Source organism: Inquilinus sp. (assembly GCF_057815775.1).
The window spans coordinates 1-9,874 of the sequence record NZ_JBYRFX010000782.1 but is presented as its reverse complement, the minus strand read 5'-3'; the positions used below and the strand labels follow the sequence as shown (position 1 = coordinate 9,874).

The following is a 9,874-nucleotide window of genomic DNA, read 5'->3' as shown; positions in this document are numbered from 1 at the left end:
TCGCGTCCCCCGACTCGAGGCCGGGGTCGCGATGACGGCGACGGGCGGTGGGGCAGTATTATCCCTCGACTCATTGTTCCCTTTATGTTCTCATCAAGAGATGACACACACAGCCGCCATCCCCGAGCCACCCACCGCCCTCCCGGCGGTGGAGGGGCTTGCCCGGGATGCGGCGATGCTGACCGACGCCGCCGCCCTGGCCCTGAACCTGGCCCAGGAGCTCAAGGTTCTGGCCGTCGCCGTCGGCAAAGCCGGCCCTCCGGCCAAGGCGGCCGCCAACCTCGCCGCGGCCGGGACCGCGGCCAGGCATGTCGAGCGCCTGCTGCTCGCCATGCGCCGCTGCCTCGCGCTGAAGCACCTGTTCTACCAGCGGCACCAGGAGGACGGGCGACAGGCCGAAGACCGCCGCGACCGGCGGCGGGCGGAGATCGGCGAGCGGCGTCGTGCCGTCGTCCAGGGTGTTACCCGCGCCATCGCCGCTGTGAAGCCCGAGGCATCCGACGCTCCCGACCAGGATCCGCGGGAACGGCTGACCAGTGACCTGTACGACCGGGTGCTGGTGGACGAGCGGCTCCTCGCCGATCTGGCCGACACCGCGCTGCCGATCGAAGTGCTGATCCTGGGCCTGTGCCGCGACCTGGGCGTCGCCGCCAGCTGGATCGATACCGCCAACGGCACACCCGGGGTGGCGGCGGCGAAGGTCGCCGCCTGGCAGGAGAGCTCATACGGCCTCGGCCGCTTTCGCCGGATCCCGGCCGCCGATATCGGCCTGCCCGAGGGGCAGGTCTATATGCTCAACACCGACACCGGCGCGGTCTTCAACGAGGATGGCATGGTCGTCAAGACGCTGACGGACCAGCCTGTGCCGCCCGACTCCCCGCCGCCCGACCCCGGCCCCGGCGACACCGGACCGCCTGATGCGACCGCGCCACCGGCGACCGCGCCGCCCGGGACGGCGATGGCGCCACCCGGGGGCGGCTGGGTCACGGTCGAACGCGCCCCCGAGAGCGAGCGCAACGACAACTGGCGCCGGATCAGCCTGGCCCAGCACATCTTCGGCTCCCGCTGACACCGGCAATCCAGGCGGATCTGTTTGCGTTGCCTCTCCCGCAAGCGGGAGAGGTCGGAGGCGCTTGCGCCTCCGGGGAGCTTGCGCCCCTGGGGTGAGGGCTCTTTCCCACCGCCTGTGCCGGCCCCTCACCCGGTCTCGCTGCGTGAGCCCGACCTCTCCCCGCGCCGCGGGGAGAGGCAACGCGGAAGGCCGTCTCGCCCAGCGTCAGATCAGGTCGCGCGGAATGGCCTCCGACCACGACCGTTCGGCCGCCACCCGGCCGTTCTCCTTCGCCGTCAGCGTGGCCGAGAGGTGCCAGGTGTCGCGGTCGGCGGTCAGTTCGGTCCGGCTTTCGACCGCGATGCGCCAGCCTTCGCGCCCCATCTCGTAGGACTGGGTCAGGACATAGCGGGCCGACAGCGGGTCGTCGTCGCGAAGGGTCAGTTCGCGCTTCAGGCTGTGCGACAGGTCGGTGCCGATCTCGTCGAAGCGCAGCACGCCTTCGCCGAACAGCCCGCCGATGCCTTCGGTGACATAGGTGGTCTCGCCGGTCACATGGTCCTGCAGCGTGGTGCGGCGGACGCTGCCTGGGTCGAGCTGCGTCGTCGGCGCCAGCTTGCCGCGCAGCGGCGGCGCGAAATCGACCGCCAGCTGCGGCCCACCGCGGCGCACCGGCAGGTCGAGATGGCTGGCCCCCGCCCGCAGGGTCAGGGTCGCGGCGGTCGGCGCCGGCCAGACGATCGGCCAATAGCCGCTGGCGACGGCGATGCGGATGCGATGCCCGGCCGGGAAGCGATGGCCGCAATCGTTGAGCTTCAGCCGCACTTGGTATCGCCGTCCCGGCTCCAGCGCCGCCGGCGCCTCATGCCCGTCGCGATGGGTCAGGTTCAGCACGCCGTAGCTGACCCGGGTCGAGCGGCCGTCGGGCGCCACGTCGCACAGCCGTACCGCCACCTGCGCCACCGGCGCGTCGACGGCGAGGTCGAGCAGCAGTTCGGGCGCGCCCAGGATCTCCACCGCCTCGGCCAGCGGTGCCGTGTCGAACAGCTGCGCCGCGCCGTCGTCCAGCCGCTGGTCGACCGGCAATTCGCCGGGGCAGCCGGTGGCCATCCATTCGCCGGAGGCCTTGCCGTGGCTGAGCGGCGAGCGGACCAGGATATCGGCCTCCACCGCCGCCGCGCCGTCGAGGCTGCCCGGCGCGTTCAACGCCCAGCGCCGCGGCGCGATCGCCGGGCTGGGCCAGGCCGCCTCACCGACCCAGCGGCCTTCGCTTTCGGCCCGGGTGCCGGCCGGCGGCATCCAGTCCTCGACGAAGGCGCGCAGCATCGGCTCCTCCATCACGCCGGTGTCGTGGCCCTTCAGCCACTGGTCCCACCAGCGCAGGGCTTCCTGCAGGAAGCCGATCGCCGGGGCCGGCACGCCGTCCTGCGGATAGATGTGGCCCCAGGGGCCGATGATGCCGCGGCGCGGCACCTGCAGCCCGGCCAGCAGCCGCGGCACGGCGTTGGTGTAGCTGTCGGCCCAGCCGCCGACGGCCAGCACCGGGCATTGGATCGCCGACCAGTCCTCGCGAATCGAGCCGTGCTTCCAGTAGTCGTCATAGCGCTGGTGCTGCAGCCACAGCGCCGGGAAGAAGGGCAGCCGGTCCAGTCGGTCCAGCCACTGCTGGCGCCAGCCCGCGCCGACGATCTCCGGATCCGCCGGCCGGGCCTGATAGGCCAGCATGATGGTGCCCCACCAGATGTTGTCGGTGAGCAGGCAGCCGCCCTGGTAGTGGATGTCGTCGGTGTAGCGGTCGTCGGTCGAATAGACCGTGATGATCGCCTTCAGCGCCGGCGGCCGGCGCGCCGCCACCTGCAGCGAATTGAAGCCGCCCCAGGACTTGCCCATCATGCCGACGGCGCCGGTGCACCAGGGCTGTTCGGCGATCCAGGCGATCACCTCGACCGCGTCGTCCTGTTCCTGCGCCAGGTATTCATCGGCCATGTGCCCGTCGGAATCGCCGCTGCCGCGCATGTCGACGCGGATGGCGGCATAGCCCTGTTCGGCGAACCAGCCATGCATCGGCTCGTCCCGGCCGCGGGTGCCGTCGCGCTTGCGGTAGGGGATGTATTCCAGCACCGCCGGGGCGGGCGCCGCATCGGCGCCTTCGGGCAGCCACAGCCGGGCCGCCAGGCGGGTGCCGTCGGACAGCGGAATCCAGATGTTCTCCTGGACACTGACAGGCATGGTCGGATCTCCCGGGGAAAGCAGTCAGACGGTGGTGCGTGCCGCGAGCACCTGGTCCAGCCAGTCGCGGCGCAGTTCGGGGACGGAGGCGATGAGCCGGCCGGTGTAGTCGTGATGGGGCGGCGCGAAGATCTCCGCCGTCGGCCCCTGCTCCACGATCCGGCCGCGCTGCATCACCGCGGTGCGGTCGGCCAGCCGGCGCACCACCCCGAGGTCGTGGGTGATGAAGAGATAGGCGACGCCGAGTTCGTCCTGCAGCCGGCGCAGCAGCCGCAGGATCTCCTCCGCCACCAGCGGGTCGAGGGCCGAGGTGACCTCGTCGCAGATCATCAGGTCGGGCTTGGCCGCCAAAGCGCGGGCGATGCAGACGCGCTGCTTCTGGCCGCCGGACAGAGCGCCGGGCAGCCGGCCGGCGAATTCCGCGTCCAGGCCGATCAGCCCGAGCAGCCGCGCCACCTCCTGCTTCTGCTCGCGGCCCTTCAGGCCGAAATAGAAGGCCAGCGGCCGGCCGATCGCCTCCGCCACCGTCTGGCGCGGATTCAGCGCCACGTCGGGCAGCTGGTAGACCAGCTGGACCCGGCGCAGCAGGTCGCGGCTGCGCGCGGTGTAGGATGGCGGCAGCACCTGCCCGTCCAGCCGCACCGTGCCGGCGACGGGCGGCAGCAGGCCGGTGATCACCCGCGCCAGCGTCGACTTGCCGGAGCCGGATTCGCCGACCACGGCCAGGGTCTCGCCCTGGCGCAGGGTCAGCGACACATCGTCCAGCACCGACACCTTGTGATAGGCGGCGGAGATGCCGTCGACCCGCAGCAGCTCCCGCCCGCCCTCATGCCGGCGCGGCTCGCCCGCCAGGCTGCCCTGGCGTTCGCCGACCAGGCGGCGGGTATAGTCCTCGCGCGGCGCTTCCAGCACCTGTCCGGTCGGCCCCAGCTCCACCGGCTTGCCATGGCGCAGCACCTGGATCCGGTCCGCGATCTGGGCCACCACGGCGAGGTCGTGTGTGATGTAGAGCGCCGCGGTGTCATAGCGCTGGATCAGCCGGCGCAGCAGGGCCAGCACCTCGATCTGGGTGGTGACGTCGAGCGCCGTGGTCGGTTCGTCCAGCACCAGGATGTCGGGCCGGCACGACATCGCCATGGCGACCATGGCGCGCTGCAGCTGGCCGCCCGAGACCTGGTGCGGATAGCGGTTGCCGAAATGCTCGGGGTCCGGCAGGTCGAGCGCCCGGAACAGCTCCAGCATCCAGGCGCGGGCCTCGGCCCGGCCCATCGACCGGTGGTGGCGCGGCCCTTCCAGCACCTGGCGGCCGATGGTCAGCGCCGGGTTGAAGGCGGCCGCGGCGCTTTGCGCGACATAGGCGATGCGGGCGCCGCGCACCTTGGCCCGGCCGGCGGGGCCCTCCCCGGTCAGGGACTTGCCGCCGATCGCCACGGTGCCGCCGGCAATGCGGCAGCCGCCGCGGCCCCAGCCCATGGCGGCCAGGCCGATGGTCGACTTGCCGGCGCCGGATTCGCCGATCAGGCCCAGCACCTCGCCCTGCTTCAGGTCGAGGTCGATGCCGTCGACCAGGACGGCGCCGTTCGGTGCCTCGACCCGCAGGCCGCGGATGGTGAGGATGTCGCTCATCGCACCTCTCCCTGCGGCCGGCTGCGGCCGGCCAGCAGCCAGTCGACGACCAGGTTGACGCCGATGGTCAGCAGCGCGATCGCCGCCGCCGGGTACAAGGGCGCGTAGAGGCCGTAGAGGATGCCCTGCTGGTTGTCCTTCACCATGCCGCCCCAATCGGCATAGGGCGGCTGGATGCCCAGGCCCAGGAAGGACAGGCCGGCGACGAACAGGAAGGTGAAGCAGAAGCGCATGCCGAATTCGGCGATCAGCGGCGCCGCCGCGTTGGGCAGGATCTCCTTGCGGATCAGCCACCAGCTGCCTTCGCCGCGCAGCCGCGCCGCCTCGGCGTACTCCATCACGTTGATGCCCTGCCCCAGGATGCGGGCCAGGCGGAAGACCCGGGTCGAATCCAGGATGGCGATGGTCAGGATCAGGACCGGCAGGGACGAGCCGAGCGCCTGCAAGACCACCAGGGCCGAAATCAGCACCGGCACGCACATGATGGTGTCGACCAGCCGCGACAGCACGGTGTCGACCCAGCCGCCGCGCAGCGCGGCGAAGAAGCCGAGCGGCAGGCCGATGGAGAAGGAAATCAGCGACGCCGCCAGCGACACGCCGATCGACATCTGCGCGCCGTACAGGATGCGCGAGAGCATGTCGCGGCCGTTCTGGTCCATGCCCAGCCAGTTCAGCGCGGTGGCCGGGTCGAACGGGCTGCCGAGGATGTCCTCCTCACCATAGGGGGCGACCAGCGGCCCGAACACCAGAGCGGCCAGGTTGACGGCGATGATGGCGAGGCCGATCCAGGCGGTCAGCGGAATGCGTTTCATGGGCCCGCCTCTACCGGGGGTGCCGCAGGCGCGGGTTGAGCGCGATGGCTGCGATGTCTGCCGTCATGTTCAGCAGCACATAGGCCGCGCCGAACACCATGGCGCAGGCCTGCACCATCGGCAGGTCGCGCTTCGACACCGCATCGACCATGAAGCGGCCCAGGCCGTTGTAGTTGAACACCGCCTCGACCAGCACCACGCCGGTGATGAGATAGGCGATGTTGAAGGCGACGACATTGACGATCGGCGCCGCCGCGTTCGGCAGGGCGTGGCGCAGCACCACCCGGCCGGTGCGCAGGCCCTTGAGATAGGCGGTCTCGACATAGGCGGAATCCATCACCGCCAGCACCGCCGTCCGGGTCATGCGCATGATCTGGGCGACGGTGACCAAGAGCAGCGTCAGCATCGGCAGGGTGGTCGCATCCACCCGCTCGCCGAAGCTCATGCCGGCATAGACGTCGGCCAGGCTGGGGAACACCGGGTACTGCACCGCCAGGACCAGGATCAGCACCAGGCCGAGGAAGTATTCGGGCAGCGACACCGTGCCGAGTGCCGCGACGTTCACCAGCCGGTCGAAGATCCCGCCGCGGCGGACCGCGGTCAGGATTCCCAACCCCACCGCCAGCGGCACGCCGATCACGGCGGCATAGGCGGCCAGGAACATGGTGTTCCAGAACCGCGGCCACAGCAGGTCCGCCACCGGCTGCTGGTTGGCGAGGGACTGGCCGAGATCGCCGCGGACGAAGCCCCACAGCCAATGGCCGTAGCGGACCAGCGCCGGCACCTCGAGCCCGAGGTCGCGGCGCAGCGCCGCCAGCGCCTCCGGCGTCGCCGACTGGCCGAGGATGGCCGAGGCGACGTCGCCGGGCAGCAGCTGGGTGCCGGCGAAGACCAGCAGCGAGACCAGCCAGAGGGTGAAGACGCCGAGCGCGATCCGCTTCAGAATCAGAGAGACCATCAGGCCGCCAGCCAGACGCGCTCCGCCAGCCGGCCGCCCATGAAGTTGAACATCGGATGCGGGGTGACGCCCTGGACCTGGGTCGACACCGCGTCGAGATAGTCGCCGAACATCGGGATCATCGCCCCGCCATCGTTCGAAACCATCTCCTGCAGCGTCCAGTAGATCTCCTTGCGCTTGGCGTCGTCCAGCAGCGCCCGCGCCTCCAGCAGCAGCTTGTCGAACTGCTCGTTCTTCCAGTGGGTGTCGTTCCACTTGGCGTCGGAGGCGTAGGCGATCGAGAACATCTGGTCGGCGGTCGGCCGGCCGCCCCAATAGCCCATGCTGAACGGCGCCTGCAGCCACACCTTGTCCCAATAGCCGTCGGCGGCCTCGCGCTTGATGCTGACATCGATGCCGGCCTTGGCCGCGGCGGTGCGGAAGATCGCGGCGGCGTCGACCGCCCCGCCGAAGGCGGCGTCGGAGGTCGACAGCTCGACCTTCAAATCGGTCATCCCCGCCTGCTGCAGGTAGTGCTTCGCCTTGTCCGGGTCGTAGGCGCGCTGGGGCAGCTCGGTGTTGAAGAAGCGGTCGGTGCGCGGGATCGGGTGGTCGTTGCCGAGCTGGCCGTAGCCGCGCAGCGCCACCTTCAGCAGCTGGTCGCGGTCGATCGCGTATTTGATCGCCAGCCGGACATTGACGTCGGAGAACGGCGCCTTGGTGCAGTCCATCAGGAAGGTGAAATGCTGGCCGCCGGCCGACTGCACGATCTGCAGCTTCGGGTTGCGCTTCAGCAGGTCGACCGTCTTGAAGTCGAGCCGGTTGATGGCGTGGACCTGGCCCGACATCATCGCGTTGGTGCGGGCGGCGACGTCGTTGATGACGATCACCTCGACCGCATCGACATTGGCGCAGCCGGGCTTCCAGTAGCTCTCGTTGCGGGTGAAGCGCGAGCGCACGCCGGGCTCGTAGCTCTCATACACGAACGGGCCGGTGCCGATCGGCTTGGTCCAGTCGGTGAAGCCATCCGGCACCACCAGGAAGTGGTAGTCGGACAGGAGGTAGGGCAGGTCGGCATTGCCGCCGGTCAGCTCGATCGTGATCTGGCTGTCGGACAGCTTGCGCACATCCTTGATCTGCGCCGCGATCGCGCGGGCGGCGGAGGTGCTTTCGCCGCGGTGCAGGTTGAGCGAGTAGATCACGTCCTCGACCGTCAGCGCCTTGCCGTTGTGGAAGGTGACGCCCTGGCGCAGGGTGAACACCCATTCCACCGCGCCGGGCTTGGCCTCCCAGCTTTCCAGCAGCTCGGGCACCGCCTGGTTGTTGCGGTCGATCTCGACCAGCCCGTTCATCAGCATGAAGGCCTGGTTCAGCGGCACCCAGTCGGTCATGACCCTGGGGTCGAGCGTGTCGGTGGTGCTGCCGCCACCCATGCCCAGCTTCAGCACGCCGCCCTTGCGCGGCGTGTCCTGCGCCATGGCGCGGCCGTTGAAGCCGCCGGCTGCGGCGGCGAGGCCGAGGCCGGCGGCCCCGAGCAGCAGATTGCGGCGCGTCGTCCCGAGACGGGGGAAATTCCAATTCGTCATGACCGGTCCCTGGTTGTGAACGGACGGTTCGGCGGCTCGTCCGATTTCCGCCGCGCATTGTGGCCTGCGCAGCTTGAGCGGCCGGACCCTAGAGGATCAATGCAATAAGTCGGACATGATTTTTAGGCATGACCCCATGAGCAAGTTTCGGTGCCGCTTTCCGGGGCCGGCCTCTATGGAGAGCACCTTCGTTTCTTGAGGTCACAATCGTGAGTCTGTCGGATGTCGTTGGCCTCGTCGGAGTTCTCGCCTATCTCCAAGCATACGCGCTGGCGCAACTGCAGGTCCTGACGATCACAGACCCACGCTACGCTTGCCTCAACATCGTCGGCGGCATCCTGGTGATGTATTCGCTGTACTGGAACTTCAACCTGTCGTCCTTTGTCGCCCAGGCTTTCTGGATGATCTTCACCGTCCTGGGCATGCTGAAGGCCCGGCGCGGACGGCTCCGGCCGGCGGATTAACCGGCATTGCTGGCGACCAGCCAGTCCATCGTCTGGCGCACCATGCGGCGGACATGCCGGTCGAGCGGCCGCATCAGGTAGAACGACCCTTCGGACCGCAGGTGGAAGTCGTGCACCGGCACCAGCGCGCCGGAGGCCAGCTGGTCGCGCAGCAGCCAGGTCCAGCCCAGCGTGGTGCCGAGCCCCTGAGCCGCCGCCTGCACCGCCAGGGCGTAGGAGCCGAGGCGCCAGAACCGCGCCGCGGGCGGGAGCGGCATGGCCACGGCGCTGAACCAGTGGTTCCAGTCGAGCCATTCCCGCAATGAATCCTCGATCGCCAGCAGGGTCGGCGCCGGGTCGTCCTGCAGCCTGGGATGGCCGGGTGCCGCCACCGGCACGATCTCCTCCGTCCCCAGCACATGCAGGGCGACGCCGGTCGGCTTTTCCCGCCGGTAGAAGATGGCGAGGTCGTATTCGTCGAGGCGGAGATGGGCGACGTCGTCGGTGACCCTGAGCCGCAGCTCGATCCCCGGCAGCGCGGCGTCGAGAGCCTGCAGCCGCGGCATCAGCCAGAGATCGGCGATGCCATGCGAGCAGGCCAGCGTCACCTGGCGCGGCCCGGCCGAACCGCGCACGCCCTGGGTGACGGTGGCGAGGTCGCCGAGGATGCGCCTGACCTCCGCGACATAGGCCTCGCCCACCGAAGTCAGGGTCACGCCGGCCGGGGTGCGCAGGAACAGCTTGGCGCCGATGAAGCCTTCCAGCTTCAGGATCTGGCGGCTGACCGCGCTCTGGGTCAGGCCGAGTTCCGTCCCGGCGCGGGAGAAATTGGCCAGCCGCGACGCCGCTTCGAACACCACGAGCGCGTTCAGCGGCGGCAGACCCAGATTGGCGAGACTCATGGCCGCTGTCCTCGATCGTCGGCGGCACCCTGCGCAAGCCGGCAGAACGCGTCAATGGCGGCGCCGTCGGCTTTAGTTAATACATTTTACTTCTGTATTTAATATTTATTGTCCACTTGATTTCACTATAAATTAGATGAACTACTATGGAGGTGGATCGCCAAGAGGGAACCTCAAGATCCATCCATCCCGATTTCGAGGAGTGGCGCGATGTCGCGCGGGCACCTGATTCTCAGTGCGTTCTTCTTCAATCCGCAGGGCGACCACCGGATGTCGTGGCGCCATCCG

The 9,874-nt window shown here is 69.5% G+C and carries 8 protein-coding genes; 2 read left to right on the top strand and 6 right to left on the bottom strand.

Features of this window, described 5'->3' with window-relative positions:
- The first annotated feature begins 100 nt into the window (after positions 1–100).
- Entirely contained in the window at positions 101–1,069 is a 969-nt protein-coding gene (locus AC3XYG_RS27800) for a hypothetical protein (protein WP_489143121.1), read from the top strand.
- A 207-nt stretch (positions 1,070–1,276) separates the two neighbouring features.
- Here AC3XYG_RS27800 and AC3XYG_RS27795 read toward each other — a convergent pair whose 3' ends face one another.
- From AC3XYG_RS27795 to AC3XYG_RS27775, 5 genes are read right to left on the bottom strand one after another with little or no spacing between them, the layout of a single operon-like run.
- Positions 1,277–3,280 carry a CocE/NonD family hydrolase gene (locus AC3XYG_RS27795; RefSeq protein WP_489143120.1) on the bottom strand — a complete coding sequence of 668 codons (2,004 nt, stop codon included), beginning with the start codon at positions 3,278–3,280 and terminating at the stop codon, positions 1,277–1,279.
- Positions 3,281–3,304: 24 nt separating this feature from the next.
- Positions 3,305–4,906 carry an ABC transporter ATP-binding protein gene (locus tag AC3XYG_RS27790; protein WP_489143119.1) on the bottom strand — a complete coding sequence of 534 codons (1,602 nt, stop codon included), beginning with the start codon at positions 4,904–4,906 and terminating at the stop codon, positions 3,305–3,307.
- On the bottom strand, positions 4,903–5,718 hold the full coding sequence (locus tag AC3XYG_RS27785; RefSeq protein ID WP_489143118.1) for an ABC transporter permease: 816 nt from the start codon (positions 5,716–5,718) through the stop codon (positions 4,903–4,905). The genes AC3XYG_RS27790 and AC3XYG_RS27785 overlap by 4 nt, the downstream gene beginning before the upstream one ends.
- Positions 5,719–5,728: 10 nt before the next feature.
- The gene (locus tag AC3XYG_RS27780; RefSeq protein WP_489143117.1) at positions 5,729–6,676 is read right to left on the bottom strand and encodes an ABC transporter permease; all 948 of its coding nucleotides are present in this window, start codon (positions 6,674–6,676) and stop codon (positions 5,729–5,731) included.
- The gene (locus AC3XYG_RS27775; RefSeq protein ID WP_489143116.1) at positions 6,676–8,241 is read right to left on the bottom strand and encodes an ABC transporter substrate-binding protein; all 1,566 of its coding nucleotides are present in this window, start codon (positions 8,239–8,241) and stop codon (positions 6,676–6,678) included. Before AC3XYG_RS27775 ends, AC3XYG_RS27780 begins: the two co-directional genes overlap by 1 nt.
- Positions 8,242–8,450: 209 nt before the next feature.
- On the opposite strand from AC3XYG_RS27775, the gene AC3XYG_RS27770 reads away from it, so the two are divergent.
- Positions 8,451–8,705, top strand: a complete 255-nt coding sequence (locus AC3XYG_RS27770) for a CBU_0592 family membrane protein (protein ID WP_489143115.1) — start codon at positions 8,451–8,453, stop codon at positions 8,703–8,705.
- Here the strand turns inward: AC3XYG_RS27770 and AC3XYG_RS27765 are convergent.
- Positions 8,702–9,586, bottom strand: coding sequence for a LysR substrate-binding domain-containing protein (locus tag AC3XYG_RS27765; protein ID WP_489143114.1), 885 nt, complete (start codon positions 9,584–9,586; stop codon positions 8,702–8,704). The genes AC3XYG_RS27770 and AC3XYG_RS27765 overlap by 4 nt on opposite strands.
- Positions 9,587–9,874 lie beyond the last annotated feature (288 nt).